Origin of the sequence: Spirosoma rhododendri (assembly GCF_012849055.1) — a bacterium.
Lineage (GTDB): Bacteria > Bacteroidota > Bacteroidia > Cytophagales > Spirosomataceae > Spirosoma > Spirosoma rhododendri.
In genome coordinates, this window is the sequence record NZ_CP051677.1 from 3340106 (window position 1) to 3356836 (window position 16731).

Sequence of the window (16731 nt, forward strand, 5' to 3'; positions counted from 1 at the left end):
CCGGCTCATGATATAGTCCGTTCGTTGCTAAACGGCTTAACGCGTCACTTCGGGTGTAGGCTCATTGATCAGCCCCAACACGTTGCTGGTGTGCTGACGAATCGACTGCCCTAGTTCGGGGTTGTTGGCCAGCACCTGTCCGTACGACGGAATCATCTCGTTCAACTTGGCCTGCCACTGTTCGGTTTTTACCTCTTCCGGAAAGCAGCGGCTGAGCAAATCGAGCATGATCGACACGGCCGTTGATGCGCCCGGCGAAGCACCCAGCAGGGCTGCAATGCTGCCATCGGCCGCGCTGACGACCTCCGTACCAAATTCAAGCACACCGCCTTCGTCCTCATCTTTCTTGATGACCTGTACGCGCTGCCCGGCCACTTCCAGTTCCCAGTCGTCCATTTGTGCGTCGGGGAAGTACTCGCGCAGGGCCGCCAGCCGATCTTCCGGCGATTGCATTACCTGCTGAATCAGGTAGCGCGTCAGCGGAACATTGTGCAGGCCAGCCATCAGCATCGGAGCCATGTTGCTCAGCTGAATCGATTTGGGCAGGTCCATGTACGAACCGCTTTTCAGGAATTTAGTCGAAAAGCCAGCGTAGGGGCCGAAAAGCAACTCCTGCCGTCCGTCGATCATGCGTGTGTCGAGGTGGGGTACCGACATCGGTGGTGCGCCGACCGACGCTTTGCCGTACACTTTGGCGTGGTGCTGCGCGACGATAGCGCGATTGGTGCATCTGAGCCACTGTCCGCTCACGGGGAAGCCGCCGTAGCCCCGGCTTTCGGGAATATCGGATTTTTCGAGCAGCCGCAACGAACCACCGCCCGCGCCGATGAAGACAAAATCAGCCTGGATTTCTTTCTCGGCGCCGGTGCTTAGTTTCTCGACCCGCAGTTTCCAGCCGCCTAACGATTTCGACCGCCACAGATCACGCACATCATAACCAAAATTCAGTTCGACGCCTTCCATCGCCTGAAGCTTGCGGAACATGGCACGGGTCAGAGCGCCGAAGTTAACGTCGGTACCAATTTCCATGCGGGTCGCGGCAACTGGCTGATTCGGATCGCGATCGGTCATAACCAATGGCATCCACTCCGTCAGCTGGGCCGTGTCTTCCGAGTATTGCATCCCGTGAAACAGGTAATTCTGTTGCAGCGCGTCGTAGCGTTTGTGCAGATACTCGACGTTTTCGGCACCCCAGACAAAACTCATATGGGGAATCGACCGGATAAAATCGGGGGCATCGTGCAGGAAGCCTTTCTCGACCAGGTACGACCAGAACTGTTTCGACTGTTCAAACGACTCGGCAATTTTTATCGCCTTCGATGCGTCGACGCTGCCATCGGCCTTCTGGGGCGTATAGTTCAGCTCGCAGAACGCCGAGTGACCCGTTCCGGCGTTGTTCCAGGCGTCAGAGCTTTCGGCGGCTGCAATGTCGAGCCGTTCGTAAATAGCAATAGTAATAGTTGGATCGATCTCCTTGAGCATTACCCCCAGGGTAGCACTCATGATACCGGCGCCAATCAGGAGGACGTCCGGCCCTTTTTTGTCAGTTTTTTTACGTTTTGCCATATTCAGGTTGGGAGATGACCTCCTTCGGAAAAGACAAAATTAAAGGGTCGCTTGTTCCGATTAACCAGTAGATTTCATTACAAGACCATATTCTTCGACGAACGACTGTTTCTGCAGCTGGTTGGGTGAACTTCTGTATTAACAGGTTGCTGGAAAGCACGTTTTCACCATGCTTTTCTGCGTACACCTTGTCAGTCCCTGAATGGAAGTGCAACAACGCCCGGCGAATAACCAGTTTTGGGTACTTTTGGGCATGAAACAGGCAATTCGTACGGTTGGGCTGCTGCTATTCTGCCTGCTGTTGCTCGCCCAGACGGTGCGGGCGCAGGTACCACTGATCGGGCTGGCTACGACTGCTCCGGCCGACCCGGGGGGAATTCGGGAGGGGCGATTTATCGGCGTTATAGCGGGTACTGCTGCTTTTTACACGATCACACTGCTGATGCTCCGTAAGCAGTGGTACAAGAAGCGTGTGCCATTTCACAGTTTCAATGACAACGCTGAGTGGCTGCAAATGGACAAGATTGGCCACGCAACGACGGCCTATTGCATGAGCCGGGGCGGCTACGAACTGATGCGCTGGAGTGGGGTCGATGAACGGGCAAGTATCCTGACCGGTGGGCTGCTCGCGCTGCTGTTCCAGACCACCCTTGAAATATACGACGGACATTCGGAAGGGTGGGGGTTCTCGAAAGGCGACATGATTGCCAATGTGGCTGGCACGGCCCTGTTTATGGGTCAGCAGTACGGCGCGGGGCAGCAGGTCGTCAATCTCAAATACGGGTTCCGCAAAACGATTTACCCGCCGTTTCGCCCCAACCTGCTCGGCCGCACAACCGGTCAGCAAATGCTCAAAGACTACAACGGCCAACAATACTGGCTGTCGGTCAATCTGGCGTCGGTGTTGCCCGTCGGCCCTGCGTTTCCGGGCTGGCTGAATCTGGACGTGGGCTACAGCGGCAGCGGCATGATTGGCGGTCATGAAAACCCGAAGGTTTTTGACGCCAGTGGAAGTGAGATCAAATTCAACCGACACCGCCAGTTCTTTATGTCGCCCGACGCCGATCTGTCCCGGATCAGTACATTCAGCCCTTCGTTGCAGCGGTTCATCGGTACGGTTCAGTTTTTCAAATTACCGGCCCCGTCGCTGGAGTTTAGCCGACCCAACGGCTTTCGTTTCCACCCACTCATCTTACCAAAAGAATAGCGTTTGGCGCGCAGATGTAGCCTGAACCGAATACCCCAAACCGAAACTATGTCTTTCTCTGACTACCTCGCCGACAAAAAGATCGACGGCCCGCAATTTCAGCAAGCTGAGCCGGCTGTGTACAGCGAATGGGCTGCGCTTTTCGAGCAGATGCACCCCGATAGCTTTACCGTTCAAAAAAAATTCCTCATCAATGCGCTACGTCGGCGGTATATGCTCCGTCTAAGTGACGATTAAGCGGATTGAGGGTCAACCCGCTCGTTACGAATACTTTACACCATTGAGTATGAGCATGCCATTGAGCGAGTTGAAAGGAATTACGGAGGCCGCCCTGACCGGACTAAAAGGGCAGGGTATCGGCGACAGCGACAGCCTGCTGGAGAAAGCCCGCACCCCACAGGGCCGCAAAGCCCTCGCAACGGCCTCCGGTGTCGACACGGCAACGATTCTGGAACTAACAAACCGCGCCGATTTGGCCCGGCTGAAAGGCGTCGGTCGCGTTTACAGCGATCTGCTGGAAGAAGCGGGCGTCGACACGGTAAAAGAACTGGCGCGCCGGTCGCCCGCCAATCTGCACGCCAAACTAATTGAGATCAACTCGACGCGTCAGCTAACCCAGCGGCCGCCCTCGGCTGAGCAGGTTGTCGATTTTGTCGACCAGGCAAAAGCGCTGCCCGCCGGAATTGAATATTAGGTTTAAGGTTTTCGGTTTAAGGTTTAAGGTTTAAGGTTTTCCGTGGAGACAACTTTAAACATTAAACCTTAAACCTTGAACCCAGCATTACCTGCCCGGCTCCTGTAAGTAGCGGGTCAGGCGATCGGTGAGTTCGGTCAAAGTCAGGTCTGTATGGAGTTCGCCGTTGAGCGCCAGCGCCAGCCGACCGCTTTCCTCAGATACCGCAATCACAGCGGCATCGGTTGCTTCGCTCATGCCCAGCGCAGCCCGGTGACGAAAACCCAGCGCAGGCGGCAATTCGTCGTCATCCGAAACGGGCAGAATGCAGCGGGCGGCCATAATCCGATCATCGCTGATGAGCACCGCCCCGTCATGTAATGGGCTGTATTGGCTAAAAATCGACAGCAGCAGTACCTTCGACACCTCCGCGTCTATCCGCTCGCCCGACTGCACAAACTTACTCAGGTCGTCATTTTTGGCAATGGCGATCAGCCCCCCGAAAACTCAGCACTCAGAGCTTTGCAGGCATCGATAATCGGACGGAGCGTCATGGCAGTTTCGTCGGTTCGCCCGCCCGTACGCGAGAACCAGCGCTGTAGAAAACGGCTGTTCGCCAGGTTGGTCGACTTGCCGATGAGAAGCAGAAAACGCCGGATTTCCTGTTGGAAGATAATAATCAGGGCCAGCGCGCCCACGCTGATGAAATATTCCAGAATGGTCGTCAGTAGATTGAGACCAAGCGCTTTAACCAGCAGGTAAAAAAAGTAAACCAGCAAATACCCGATAAACACCCGACTGGCAACGCTTCCCCGGACGATGTTGTAAATCTGATAAATCAGCAGGGCGACCAGCAGTACGTCGAGCACATCAAGCCAACCTACTTCCAGAAACCCCAAATGAAAGGTGAACATACTAAAACAGAAATCGTGATCGGGGCTAAAGATAGGTAGTAATCGACCCGTTGCCCGGCCACTAAGGAGGAAATGATCGGAGAAATAGGTAAGCGGTTCAACTGAATCCGTTTACCTGTCTGATTTTTTTGAAAAAATTTAGTCGGTTCGCTCAACTTTCCAAAAACAGGCTCTCTGGCTCGTATGACCAGAAAACGCGCTCATTCAGTACAGAACGTATATAGGTGAAAACGAGAGATTTATGCCAACATTCACTTCTGTTTTAAATACATATGTCGGCATTTTTCGTATATAACACAAAGGACTGCAAGGTTACCGACAAAATGGTGGTAGGGTACTTACCTTTTGGTTCGACAGTCGATTGAGTGCTAGTACAAACAGCGGGTTTCCGTCTATATCCACTCTCGTTTAACTTCCGCCGGTCAGTTGGCTCCACCCGCCACTGACCGGTTTTTTAGTTCAGACAGGAATTGTTTCGCCTTCAATCGCCAGATACGTGTCGGGAAATACCTGCCGGGCCTCGTCCAGAAAACCGTCGAACTGTTTATAGCGCGACGAAAAATGACCAATCAGCAACCGCCCGACCCGTGCGTCGCGAGCGATGGTTGCCGCCTGACCGGCGGTTGAGTGATAGACTTCAGCGGCCCGCTGCGCATTGTCGGCCATGAATGTGGCTTCGTGATACAGCAAATCGACGCCGTGTAACTGGGGAATCAGGTCCGGCACGTAGCGGGTGTCTGAGCAGAAAGCGTAGGAGCGGGCCGGTTCGGCGGGTTCGGTCACGTCAGCGGCTGCGAACAGTACCTGCCCCGTTTCGTCCCGCACATCCTGTCCGTCTTTCAATTGCTTCAGGTACGCAACCGGTACATCGTCGGGCAGGCGGTCGCGGAGCAGGTGCGGCTTGCGCGGCTTTTCGCGGAACAGATACCCGGTGCATTCGATGCGGTGCTGCAACGGAATCGACTCGACGGTCACGTTCGGCAAATCGACCAGTTGCATCGGCTGATTCGGGTCGACGGGCTGAAAATGAAGCGGATAGCCCAGCCGCAAGTTCGACACGCGAAACATCGTCGTCAAGACGTCGTCGAGCCCGCGCGGCCCGAACAGATACAGATCTTCCGTGCGTCCGGCGAGATTGAGCGTCGACAGGAGGGGGGGTAATCCGAAATAATGGTCGCCGTGCAGGTGGCTGATAAAAATATATCGTAACCGACCCGACCGAATCCGCTGTTCGAGCAGCCGAAACTGCGTGCCTTCGCCACAGTCGATCAGCATATAATCGGTCCCGACCGTCAGCAGTTGTGCCGTAGGGTGCAGTTGCAGCGTCGGCGTGGCCGACCCTGCCCCCAAAATCGTTACCTCAAACGGTGGTAAGCCGCCCCGTTGCTGACCGGCTGGCTGGCTGGTTGGTTCATCAGTCGGCAACGCTGCCGCCCCGGTCGTACTCGTCATCGTCTTCGCTCCGAAAGTCGTTCTCCAGTTCATTCATAAATACCGCGTCGATTCCCTCTTCCACGGTCGGCAGGATGGTCAGGTCAGCGCCCCCTGCCTTGTCGAGGTGTTCGACCAGGTCATCGTCGCCGGTTGCCAGCACGAGCAGCCCTTCCTCACTGGTGCAGTGCCGGTTGACCCGCCGGATGGCAATTACCCCCGCCGGGCCCAGATTCTGCACCGTAGCCATGTCTACGATGATATTGCTGTACCCTTCCCGAAACAGACCCTTACACAGGGTTTCAAAGTCAGGGGCAATGTTGTCGCTGAAATCGCTTTCTGATAGCCGGATCAGTGCGTACTGTTCGTTTTTTTCAATGGTGTAATTCATGCCGTTGTATTCCGTTCGTCCGATCAGTTGAGTTGATACGCGAATTAATCAGGGCTTTGCGGGTAACTGCTGCGTCAGGGCTTTTGTCACGGCCTGTTCAATACGTTCGGCTGAACTGGTATCGTCGGCCGGTTGAAATTGTTGTCCCGTAACCATTTCGTAAAGTTCAATGTAACGCCGGGCGATCTGACTGATCCACTCGTCGGACATATCGGGTATTGTTTGCCCGGTTTTTCCCTGGAAACCGTTCGCAATAAGCCATTCTCTAACGAATTCCTTCGACAATTGTTTCTGCTGCTGCCCGGCCTGCTGATTGGCTTCGTAGGTGTCGGCGTAGAAATAGCGCGACGAGTCGGGGGTGTGCACTTCGTCGATCAGATACACCTGCCCTTCGTGGTTGCCGAATTCGTATTTCGTGTCGACCAGAATCAGGCCCCGTTGTGCGGCCATCTGCGTTCCCCGTTCAAACAGGGCCAGCGCAAACCGCTCCAGCTGTACGTACTCAGCCTCCGACACGATGCCCTGCCGCAAAATTTCTTCCCGGCTGATGTCTTCGTCGTGGCCTTCGTGGGCTTTGGTTGTCGGGGTAATGATGGGCTGGGGCAGCCGGTCGTTTTCGCGCAGTCCTTCCGGCAGCGATACCCCACAGAGTATCCGGTGACCGTCGCGGTACTGACGCCACGCGTGTCCGGCCAGATACCCCCGAACGACCATCTCGACGGCGTAGGGGTCGCAGCGCAGACCGATACTGACGTTCGGGTCGGGCACCGACAGCAGCCAGTTGGGGACGACATCGGCGGTGGCGTTGAGGAAGAACTGGGCCGTCTGGTTAAGTACCTGACCTTTGTGGGGGATGGGGCGCGGCAGAACGACGTCGAAGGCCGAAATCCGATCCGACGCGATCATTACCAGTTGGTTTGGGAACGAATACACGTCGCGCACTTTACCCCGGTAGAAACCCGTCTGACCCGGAAATTGAAAGGTGGTCTGTTGAATGGACACGAAAGAAATGATTAGATTTTTTCCAGAATAATGGCCGAAGCGCCCCCGCCCCCGTTGCAGATACCGGCTGCGCCGTAGCGGCCGTTCTGCTGGTGAAGCACGTTGGTCAGCGTCGTTACGATACGCGCGCCTGACGCCCCCAGCGGGTGCCCGAGTGCGACTGATCCGCCAAACACGTTCAGCTTTTCCGCCGGCACGTTCAGCACCTGACTAAAGGCCAGCGGTACCACGGCAAAGGCTTCGTTTACCTCGTAAAAATCGATCTGATCGGCAGTGAGCCCGGCGCGTTCGAGAGCCAGCGGCACGGCTTTGGTGGGGGCCGTTGTAAACCACTCCGGCTCCTGCTCGGCGTCGGCGTAAGCCACGATGCGGGCCAGTGGTTTCAGCCCTAGTTCGTCGGCTTTCCGGCGGCTCATCACGACCAGGGCCGACGCGCCATCGCTGATGGGCGACGAACTGGCGGGTGTTACGGTGCCGTCGGCGGTGAAGGCGGGTTTCAGCGACGGGATCTTGTCGTAGATCACGTTTTTGTATTCTTCGTCTTCGCTGACCGTTACCGATCCTTTCCGGCCCGGTACCTCAACCGGCACGATCTCACTGCTGAACCGGCCTTCCTGGGTGCTCTGCTCAGCCCGTCGGTACGACTGCACCGTGAACGCATCCTGCTGCTCCCGGCTGATCGTGTATTTGGCAGCGGTACGGTCGGCAAAGACACCCATCGCGCACTGATCATACACATCGACCAGCCCATCGCGCGCCAGTCCATCGACCAGCTCGGCATTGCCGTATTTATAACCGAATCGCGCTTTGGGGACGTAGTAGGGCGTGTTCGACATGCTTTCCATACCACCCGCAACGATTACGTCGGCCTGTCCAAGCTGGATCGCCTGAGCCGCCAGCATAATAGCTTTGGTACCCGACGCGCAAACTTTATTGATGGTCGTGCAGGGGATGTTGGCGGGCAGGCCGGCTTTCAGGGCGGCCTGCTTGGCGGGTGCCTGCCCCAGGTTGGCCGACACGACGTTTCCCATGTACACTTCCTGCACCTGTTCGGGCGCGACGCCCGCGCGCTCCAGTGCTCCTTTGATAGCTGCGGCTCCTAAATCAGTAGCCGACAGGGTCGACAGCACACCGCCGAAACTGCCGATTGGTGTGCGGACGGCAGCAATAATAACGACTTCATTCATAGTATCTGGCTTAGTAAGTGCGAAGGTACGACCTATCCAGTAACACACCATACGCCGGCTTCGTGGTATGCGCCAGTACGACCAGTCAGCAAACCGTAAACCGCCCCTCCGTAAACCGTAAACCAGTTTACCACCGGCTGGGCGTGGTGGCGGGCGTGGCCGACTCGCGGGCCGACCGGGTCAGGGCGTAGGGCAGATCGTCGGTCTGCATGGCATCCAGCAATTGCAGGGCCTGCTCTTCGTTGAGGTTGAGCTTGGCAAACCGACGTAGTCGCTCGTCCTGCCGCTCCGACCGCTCGACCTGACTGCTACTCGGTTTCGGCTGATTTATCTGCTTCGGCGTCGCGGACTTCGGTGGCTGATTGCGGTTGGGCAGCCGGTTTGAAAAACGCGTGCGAATCAACTCATAATCGTAGCGCGCTGCTTCGTTGGCCGGGTCTTCGAGCAAAGCCTGCTCAAACAGTGTCAGGGCGCCCGCACTGTCGCGCCGGGCGCAGGCAATTACCCCCAACTGTGTCGCAGCTACCGTGCGCAGGGCTGGAGCGTCGGTATGCAGTAACGGCTCGTACTGCGTTTTTGCCCGTTGGTACTGACCCAGTTTAAAGTACGCATGGCCCAGGTTCAGCCGAATCGCCGGATCGTCCTGTGCGTCAATATTGCTCAGTTGGGTATACAGCTGAACCGCCCGGGCATAGTGCGCCGACTGATAGGCCCGTTCGGCTTCCCGGCGCGCCTGATTATTCCGCGAAATCTGTGTCAGCACGGGTAGGTCGTTCCACCAGAGCCAGCCCAACAGCATGACGTAGAGCATTCAATTGTGGGTTTAATGTGTAAGATCTAACGTTTACTATTCAGGGTTTTTTCGCGATAGCCAACGCTAAATCTTGAACTACGAACTTCAAACTCGCTACAAGCGGAAGGTACGGAACGTGACGACTAAATCGAGCGTGAGCAGCACCAGAGCCGCCAATAAAAAGTAATCATATTTATTGGCCGACGCCGACACCCGATTTAGGTCGAAGGTGCGACCCCGCTGCGACCGAAGCCAGCCAGCAAGTTCGTTTATATACTGTCCGCTCCGGTCTGTTTCTACGTATTGTCCCCGGCCATCACGCGCCAGACTTTGTAAGAACGATCGGTTCAGCTGCGACCGTACGATCTGACCGGCATCATCACGCAGATAGTCATTTGCCGTTCGGATCGACGCGCCAGCCTCCGTCCCGACACCAACCGTGGTGAGCGACAAACCCGCCAGCCGCAGCTGGGCCAGCGTACTGGTTTCGCAGGATGTAAAATTCTCGCCATCGCTGAACAGCACCAGCGCTCTTGCCCGCTGCCGGGTCGTGGAGTCGGTCAGGAATTTCTGTCGGGCCAGTTCCAGAGCCGCGCACAGGTCAGTACCGCCCCCGTTGGGTCGGGCCTGATCGTACGGACGAGTTGGTTGAAGGCATTATGGTCGTTGGTGAGGGGTGACAGCACAAACGAGCGCGAAGCCGTCAAGATAAGGCCAAACCGGTCGGCGGGGAGCGTATCGGTCAGTTGCTGAATGTCGTATTTGACACGTTCCAGCCGGGTCGGGATAATATCACCAGCCCCCATCGACCGCGACACATCGACCAGCAGATACACATCGTGGCCCGACGCGGTCAGGTTGCGTTCGGTGTCGCCGAAGGTGGGGCCCATCAGGGCGATCATCAGCAGGGCGAAGTAAATACCGCGCAGAAAGAACTTCGGTACCACCCCCCAGGCCGACGTGTTGAGGTGCCTTGCCAGCCAGACAATGCGAAAAATGTAGCCGCCATACAGAAGAATGAAGCCGCCAATTAAAAAAAAATCGAGTGATGATAAAGAATATAGCCAGTTCATGGGGCACTGAATCAACCTGATCCTGACCAGGTTTACTAATTCGCAGAGGGTATCGGAGAAACGAAAGTAGTAAAAGCGAAAAGATTTTTCGGCCTGTTTCATTGTCTAAATGGCAAAGGTGCCTATCTTTGTGCCCTGATAGATCGGTAACGGTCAAACAGCACGGAGAGATGCCTGAGTGGCCGAAAGGAACAGTTTGCTAAACTGTCGTACTGGCAACGGTACCGAGGGTTCGAATCCCTCTCTCTCCGCCGGGACAATTACCACACTTCGGGGTGTAGCGTAGCCCGGTATCGCGCCTGCTTTGGGAGCAGGAGGTCGTAGGTTCGAATCCTGCCACCCCGACACTAAAAAACCCGCAAATCAACTCGATTTGCGGGTTTTTCTTTTTGTGCCAGATTCATTGGCAGTTTGTTGGCAGCAAAAAAGCAGGTGAAGCTGGGTAATGAGAACGAGTTTTCACACATACCAACACAACTTGTCGAGTCAGATACCGAGCTGTATGTGATATAATATGTCTGGCACGTTCAGAAGAAGCAGCGAGTTAGAAAACGGGTCAAGCTGATTGGGGACACGCTCGAAGCAAAACGTAAAGACGCTGTTGAGATAATCAAGGAGATCAACCGGGGGTTACGTGATGGCTGGCATGTTGACGAAACGGCCCCACCTGAACCAAAAGAGGAACCGAAGCCAGTTCAGCCAGTGGCTGAGCCGGAACTGACCTTTGCAGCAGCGGCCGCTACATACAAGCAGGTTAAAAGTAGGGAACTTCGTGAAGACACGACGATGGGCCTGTACGATCTGTACCTGCGCTACTTCACCGACTTTCTGAAAGCGAAAAAGAAAGAGCGTATCCTACTGAAAGATATCAAACCTAAACTAGCGTTCGAGTTTTTCGACTCAGTGACGACTGGTGGCCGTTTTTACAACAATATGCTGGGCTTTTACAAGTCGTTTGCCACGTTCTTCATTGATCGGGAGGACTTGCAGACAAACCCATTCAGCAAGTTGAAGAACGTGCGAGTTGATGAGTCGGATGATCACCGGCCTTTCAACGCCGATCAGACGAAGGAATTGCGAACGGCTATACTGGATTCTGGTAACGATCAGCTGTGGCTATTCTGTCAGTTTATCTACTTCCTGTTTCTACGGCCAGGTAAGGAACTGCGGTATCTGAGGGTAGGGGACATCTTGGAGAAGCAGGTAAAGGTTGTTTCTGGAACAGCGAAGAATCGAAAGATAGGCTACGTCGATATACCCGCTACTCTCGAAGCCACAATCCAAAAGCATCGCTTACGCAGTTATCGCCCGACTGATTATGTGTTTACCATCAATGGTCATCCAGGAGCGGAGCCGGTAGGGGTAAACTACTTCTACAAACGCCACCGGGCGGTACTGGAGACTTTAAACCTTTTTGGCCTGGATTACGATTTGTACAGCTGGAAGCCTACTGGGGCGGTGGCTTTGTATCGGGCTACCAAAGACATCCTGCTAGTGCAGCGGCACTGCCGGCATAATACTCCTGATCAGACATACACTTATCTGCGAAAAGCGGGGCTAGTGTTCGAGGGGCAGGACATGAACAACTTTCCAGCTATTTGGGACTGAACTTGATGTATACAACTGATTAATTATCAAGATTTTTTGTTGTGTAATAAAGCTAACTCAGTTTCATTATATGATAAATTCAACTACTACACCGCTGTATAAGTATTTACAAAAGCAACATGCCGATGACATGGTCAATTTAGGCAGGATTCGCGTCGGCACACTATGGGACTTTAAGAACGAAAAAGCTCACGGCTCTGTGATTGGAGATCAAATGGAAGGCTATCGTCAATTTAACCTAACCACTTTAGATGGACGGAGCCAGACAATCAATGATACAATCGGAGGTATGACGTTTAAGAACGTTACAATCGGTGGGACTGGTCATTTAATTTCTTTCGGAGATTCAGCAGAGCACAATTATTATATGTACTGTGCCAGCGCGGAAAATAGCGATGTGATTCAAAAAGCCTTTTCGGCTAATGCGGTTGTGGAGATAACTGATGTACCCGCATTCTATGATGCAATCACGGACCGGCTAAAAGTGTTAAAGCTTGCTTCCGGCGACGTTATAGTAGATGATTGCGTATATGAACAAAAGCAGACGTATGGTTTTCCACAAAAAGGTAAAGTAAACTACAGAAAACCGGTAGTACCTGTATGGAGACAGAAAGATCCCACGTATGCTTACCAGAAAGAAGTACGAGGAATTTGGGTTCCTACCAGTCCCAGATCAATGCCTGTTATCATTGAAGTCCCAGAAATACGTACGGTCTGTCGTCTCATTGACTTGTAGTCCAGTTGCACTTTTTGGATTTTGCCGGGTCGTTGGTCGCTTTAGCGTGTTGCTAACGATTCTGTGTTTTTTTCCTTAACATAACATTGGTTATACAGCGCCCCGTATGCTACTGAATTTAGTCAACACTAAATCAGTAAGCCAATGTATATTAGCGTATTACAACGAAATAAGAAAACTAGAAAATCGCTCCATTTTAAGCGACGCGTCGTGTCAATCTACCGGGCCGAAATTGCTCAGCCGGCCGACATCCAGCAGTACCTGCATATTTCGCTCAAGGAATTGCGCCAGCTCAACCGCTGGTATTACAAACACCGACTAGCTCCTTTTCTGTATCCTTACCGGTATTTCAAGCGGATGAAAAAGCACAATCAGGAGGCCTACATCAAAGCACTTGAGCGACGATTGAGTGCTACCGAAGCCGAAAATCAGCACCTCAAACTCAAAGCTGAAGCCTTCGAAGCGGCTATCCAAATTGCCGAAGAACAACTCCAGATCAAGATCCTAAAAAAGTCTGGCACCAAACCGTCGACCAACTGACTCGTCGCTATCCCCTGGTGGGCATGGAGCAGTTGTGTGGGCTGTTTGGATTAACACGATACGCCTGGTATGCGGCTACCAGGCGACAGCAAAAAGCGGGTTTTCAGGCTAGCCTGGTGTTGGCCGAAGTGATGCGGCTACGCCGACAGGTACCCGGCTTAGGAACCACTAAATTACATGAAATGATGCAGGCTTTCTTGGCTGTTCACCAGATCAAGTTAGGTCGTGACAAGCTACATAACCTATTAAAAATCAATGGTTTGCTGCTAGTCAAGAAACGAGCATACGTGCGTACGACTGATTCTGGACATGGCTTGAAGACGTATCCTAATCGGGTTAAAGATCTCAAACCAACGGCTGCCAATCAACTTTGGGTAAGTGATCTAAGCTACGTTCGAGCGGGTACTAGCTTCGCCTATGTATCAATTATTCTGGATGCTTACTCGCGCAAAATCGTGGGTTGGTCAGTGCACAAAACATTAGAAGCCAAGGGACCGCTGGCGGCTCTAGAGATGGCACTGGGTGATCGAGGACAGACCAGCAAATCGCTCATCCATCACTCAGATCGGGGCGTTCAGTACTGTTCAGGGGCTTATGTGGCCCGGCTTCGTCAGGCAGGCATTGTTATTAGTATGACCGAATCAGGTGACCCAAATGAAAATGCTTTAGCCGAACGGGTCTTTCGCACGTTGAAGTATGACTTTCGACTGCATGGCTTTGTCAACTTTGGCTTGGCCGAGACGACCGTTGGCCAGGCTATTCGGACTTATAATTCACTGCGTCCTCATGCGTCACTGAATTACCAAACTCCAAACCAAGCTCACCGGCAAGTTGGTCATCAGCGGTTAAAATGGTATCCTTACAAGCGAGTTCGGTTTGGAAATGTGCCACTGCAAATCGACAAGCCGTTTTGTTCCCCTTTGTAAACCTATTTCAGTAGCATACGCCCCTCGGAATCGTCCTACAATCGATCGATTTCGAGGGGCGTTTTTGTGTTGTACTATTTCTGGGTTACACTCGGCACTGCTGCAACTCTGCCGGTACGATCGTGTTGTTGGTCAGCTGCGCTTTGAGCGAGCCGACGATGTAGTTGACCCCGTTGACGTGGACTTTCTTCTTCAGGTCGGTGGGTGTCAGAGATACGATCTTGGTCAGGTTGAAGGTGTCGCCCCGAAGCGTTTCCAATCTGGTAAGCCTGCGTCGGTCAGGTTGTGATGCTACGAAACGGAGTGTGGGTAGCCGACAATTATCGACTACGGATGCAAAAAAATAGTCGACAACGTTCGCTGCCGACTATGTACACTTATTTGGTGATGGCCTAAAGCAGACCATATAACCAAACGCATAATCTGATAAGGAGATAGCAGTTGATAGCCGAGAGGATAAACAGCGTAATCCAGGTGAACGGACTGATCAGGTGAGCGTATCTTGACATTTTATCGTGTGTGTATGGTGATATGTGTTTACCGGATTGGACAAAATGGATGCCAGATAATTAATTTAATGTATTTTTTGTTAAAAAATATTAATACATAGTTACAAGAATGGTCATGGTAATGCCAGCCAATGAATCGGCTGACTCAACGCGCGATCACTGGTTGAGTTCAGTCGCAGAATTTCAGGCTGCCGGTAGACAGGAAATGCGTTGTAGTTTCGTTGTTTTGTAGCTTGCCCGGATCGAGTACGTATTTCCGGCGATGAGTTACCGACAGAATGAACAACGCGCCCAACCCCATCAACACCCAGAACCAGTTTTCTGAATTTGAGCGATTTCGTACGCTGGCCCGTGTCACGCACGACGCTGGGTGGGATTGGGAACTGACTACCGACCGGCTATGGTGGACCGAAGGGTTGAAAGTGCAGTTCGGCTACGACCCTGACGAGTGGCAGTCGGGGTCGGCCCTGTGGCTGGAGCGTATTCACCCCGACGACAGGCAGCGTGTGAGTGATAGTCTGGCCCTGACCATGACTGGCGAAAAGCCAAACTGGGCGAGTGAGTACCGATTTCTGAAGGCCGACGGAACGTACGCGTACGTACACGACCGGGGGCACGCGGTGGTGCAGGACGGGCAGGTCGTACGGATGGTAGGGGCCATGCAGGATGTTACTTCGCAGGTAATGATACTGGCCCGGCAGCAGCAGGCCGATCAGCTTAAGTTCGTGATCGATAGTGCCCTGACGGCGATGGCGCTGTATGCCATTGTCCGCGACCCGATTACGCACGAAGTCGTCGATCTGCGCTATGAACTGATTAATCACATGGCTGAGCGTATGACAGGCCGCACAGCCGACGTGCTGATCGGCAAAACCATGCGTACGGCGTTTCCGGGTATCGAGCAAACGGGAATATGGCATCGGTACAAGCAGCTGGCGCAGACGGGGGAGGCCATGCGGTATCATAATCACTACGTCGCCGACGGCTATGACCTCTGGTACGAGGTGCAGGGGGTACGCAACGGCGACTGGATCGTGCTGTCGTTTCTGGATATCACCGAGCTGAAAAATACGCAGCTCAAACTCGAAACGCTCAATCAGGATCTGATTCGTACCAACGAAAATCTCCAGCAGTTTGCCTACGTGGCCAGCCACGATTTGCAGGAGCCGCTGCGCAAAATCCAGTCGTTCGGTGATCTGCTCAAAAACAGCGGACTGCCTACCGAAGGGCCCGCCACCGACTATCTGACCCGGATGCAGGACGCAGCCCGGCGGATGTCGGTGCTGATAAAAGATTTGTTGACCTACTCCCGGCTGACCACCCAGCGCGACACCTTCCAGCCTGTTTCGCTCGACGCCGTATGGCAGGACACGCTCACCACGCTGGAGATGCTCATTGCGGAAACCAACGCCGTTGTGGAAACCGACCCACTGCCGGTGGTGCAGGGCGACCGGGTTCAACTAACGCAGCTCCTGCAAAACCTGGTAGCGAACGCGCTCAAATTCCGCCAGCCCGGCCGGCCTCCGCATGTGCAGATTCGGGTGCAACAACTCGCTGCCGCTGCATTGCCCGAATCCGTCCACCCCGTGAAGGCCGCAGCGCAGTATTATCGGCTCGATGTCACCGATAACGGCATTGGTTTTGCTCAGAAAGACGCGGGCCTTATTTTCAACGTATTTCAGCGATTGCACACCCGCAGTCAGTACGAAGGAACAGGTATCGGGCTGGCCATTGTCGACAAGGTTGTACGGAGTCATGGCGGTGCGATAACAGCGACGAGCGAACCCGGCAGCGGCACCACGTTCAGTGTGTTTCTACCGGCGGATACGTAGATTGCGGCCCCAAAAACAAAACGTGCGTTAAACCTGTCGCCTGTCTGGTTGTCTGAGGAACATAATAGCGCTCTTCGTTTGTCCTGGTTATGAAGCTGAATCTGCCGTTTTATTTGATTTTGATAATCTCCGCGCTTGGCCTGGTGGGCTATCTGGCCTGCCTGAGCGACTGGATTACCGATTACCGGGGGGGATACTACAAAACGCACCGGCTGGAAGCCTGGCTCGAATCCGGCTTTATCATACTATACACCTCCCTTGGCATCCGATTTGGTATGCGGAAAGTAAACATGCGGTTCTGAGCCCGCACAGGCAATCCCGGAGAATCGGATAGTCGTAAAAG

Annotated in this window: 18 protein-coding genes, 2 tRNA genes and 1 pseudogene; 11 read left to right on the plus strand and 10 right to left on the minus strand. The window is 53.8% G+C overall.

Features of this window, described 5'->3' with window-relative positions; genetic code table 11:
• Positions 1–36: 36 nt before the first annotated feature.
• Entirely contained in the window at positions 37–1566 is a 1530-nt protein-coding gene (locus HH216_RS13745; protein WP_169551324.1) for a malate:quinone oxidoreductase, read from the minus strand.
• A 253-nt stretch (positions 1567–1819) separates the two neighbouring features.
• Here HH216_RS13745 and HH216_RS13750 point away from each other — a divergent pair, with 253 nt between their 5' ends.
• The 3 genes from HH216_RS13750 to HH216_RS13760 are packed head-to-tail and all read left to right on the plus strand — an operon-like array spanning position 1820 to position 3467.
• The gene (locus HH216_RS13750; RefSeq protein WP_169551325.1) at positions 1820–2773 is read left to right on the plus strand and encodes a DUF2279 domain-containing protein; all 954 of its coding nucleotides are present in this window, start codon (positions 1820–1822) and stop codon (positions 2771–2773) included.
• A 48-nt stretch (positions 2774–2821) separates the two neighbouring features.
• Positions 2822–3010 (plus strand): hypothetical protein, encoded by a 189-nt coding sequence (locus tag HH216_RS13755; RefSeq protein ID WP_169551326.1) that lies wholly within the window; start codon positions 2822–2824, stop codon positions 3008–3010.
• A gap of 49 nt (positions 3011–3059) precedes the next feature.
• Positions 3060–3467, plus strand: a complete 408-nt coding sequence (locus tag HH216_RS13760; protein ID WP_169551327.1) for a DUF4332 domain-containing protein — start codon at positions 3060–3062, stop codon at positions 3465–3467.
• Positions 3468–3554: 87 nt separating this feature from the next.
• Here HH216_RS13760 and cdaA read toward each other — a convergent pair.
• The 8 genes and pseudogenes from cdaA to HH216_RS25965 all read right to left on the minus strand — a co-directional run bounded on the left by cdaA (position 3555) and on the right by HH216_RS25965 (position 10237).
• Positions 3555–4360: pseudogene (gene cdaA, locus HH216_RS13765) on the minus strand (diadenylate cyclase CdaA).
• Positions 4361–4819: 459 nt separating this feature from the next.
• The gene (locus HH216_RS13770; protein WP_169551328.1) at positions 4820–5812 is read right to left on the minus strand and encodes a ribonuclease Z; all 993 of its coding nucleotides are present in this window, start codon (positions 5810–5812) and stop codon (positions 4820–4822) included.
• Positions 5775–6182, minus strand: coding sequence for an STAS domain-containing protein (locus HH216_RS13775; RefSeq protein ID WP_169551329.1), 408 nt, complete (start codon positions 6180–6182; stop codon positions 5775–5777). The genes HH216_RS13770 and HH216_RS13775 overlap by 38 nt, the downstream gene beginning before the upstream one ends.
• A gap of 48 nt (positions 6183–6230) precedes the next feature.
• Entirely contained in the window at positions 6231–7184 is a 954-nt protein-coding gene (locus HH216_RS13780; protein WP_169551330.1) for a phosphoribosylaminoimidazolesuccinocarboxamide synthase, read from the minus strand.
• Positions 7185–7195: 11 nt separating this feature from the next.
• A complete protein-coding gene (locus HH216_RS13785; protein WP_169551331.1) occupies positions 7196–8371 on the minus strand; it encodes a thiolase family protein in 1176 nt (391 codons plus the stop codon).
• 127 nt (positions 8372–8498) lie between these two features.
• Positions 8499–9182 (minus strand): tetratricopeptide repeat protein, encoded by a 684-nt coding sequence (locus HH216_RS13790; protein WP_169551332.1) that lies wholly within the window; start codon positions 9180–9182, stop codon positions 8499–8501.
• A gap of 96 nt (positions 9183–9278) precedes the next feature.
• Entirely contained in the window at positions 9279–9689 is a 411-nt protein-coding gene (locus HH216_RS25960; protein WP_254448422.1) for a hypothetical protein, read from the minus strand.
• A gap of 35 nt (positions 9690–9724) precedes the next feature.
• Positions 9725–10237, minus strand: coding sequence for a VWA domain-containing protein (locus tag HH216_RS25965; protein WP_254448423.1), 513 nt, complete (start codon positions 10235–10237; stop codon positions 9725–9727).
• A gap of 164 nt (positions 10238–10401) precedes the next feature.
• Between HH216_RS25965 and HH216_RS13800 the strand changes: the two genes are divergently transcribed.
• From HH216_RS13800 to HH216_RS13825, 6 genes are all read left to right on the plus strand, one after another.
• A tRNA-Ser gene (locus HH216_RS13800) sits at positions 10402–10488 on the plus strand.
• 20 nt (positions 10489–10508) lie between these two features.
• Positions 10509–10582: transfer RNA gene (locus tag HH216_RS13805), tRNA-Pro, on the plus strand.
• A gap of 357 nt (positions 10583–10939) precedes the next feature.
• On the plus strand, positions 10940–11845 hold the full coding sequence (locus HH216_RS13810; RefSeq protein WP_169551333.1) for a hypothetical protein: 906 nt from the start codon (positions 10940–10942) through the stop codon (positions 11843–11845).
• A gap of 70 nt (positions 11846–11915) precedes the next feature.
• Complete coding sequence (locus HH216_RS13815) at positions 11916–12581, plus strand: hypothetical protein (RefSeq protein WP_169551334.1); 666 nt, start codon at positions 11916–11918, stop codon at positions 12579–12581.
• Positions 12582–12791: 210 nt separating this feature from the next.
• Positions 12792–13121, plus strand: coding sequence for a hypothetical protein (locus HH216_RS13820; protein ID WP_169549131.1), 330 nt, complete (start codon positions 12792–12794; stop codon positions 13119–13121).
• Positions 13122–13144: 23 nt separating this feature from the next.
• Complete coding sequence (locus HH216_RS13825) at positions 13145–14047, plus strand: IS3 family transposase (RefSeq protein ID WP_254448424.1); 903 nt, start codon at positions 13145–13147, stop codon at positions 14045–14047.
• Positions 14048–14132: 85 nt separating this feature from the next.
• Here HH216_RS13825 and HH216_RS13830 read toward each other — a convergent pair whose 3' ends face one another.
• Complete coding sequence (locus HH216_RS13830; RefSeq protein WP_169551335.1) at positions 14133–14306, minus strand: hypothetical protein; 174 nt, start codon at positions 14304–14306, stop codon at positions 14133–14135.
• Between the two features lie 528 nt (positions 14307–14834).
• Between HH216_RS13830 and HH216_RS13835 the strand changes: the two genes are divergently transcribed.
• Positions 14835–16388: a sensor histidine kinase gene (locus HH216_RS13835; protein WP_169551336.1), complete on the plus strand. Its 1554-nt coding sequence runs from the start codon at positions 14835–14837 to the stop codon at positions 16386–16388.
• An 89-nt stretch (positions 16389–16477) separates the two neighbouring features.
• Complete coding sequence (locus HH216_RS13840; protein WP_169551337.1) at positions 16478–16690, plus strand: hypothetical protein; 213 nt, start codon at positions 16478–16480, stop codon at positions 16688–16690.
• The last annotated feature ends 41 nt before the right edge of the window (positions 16691–16731 follow it).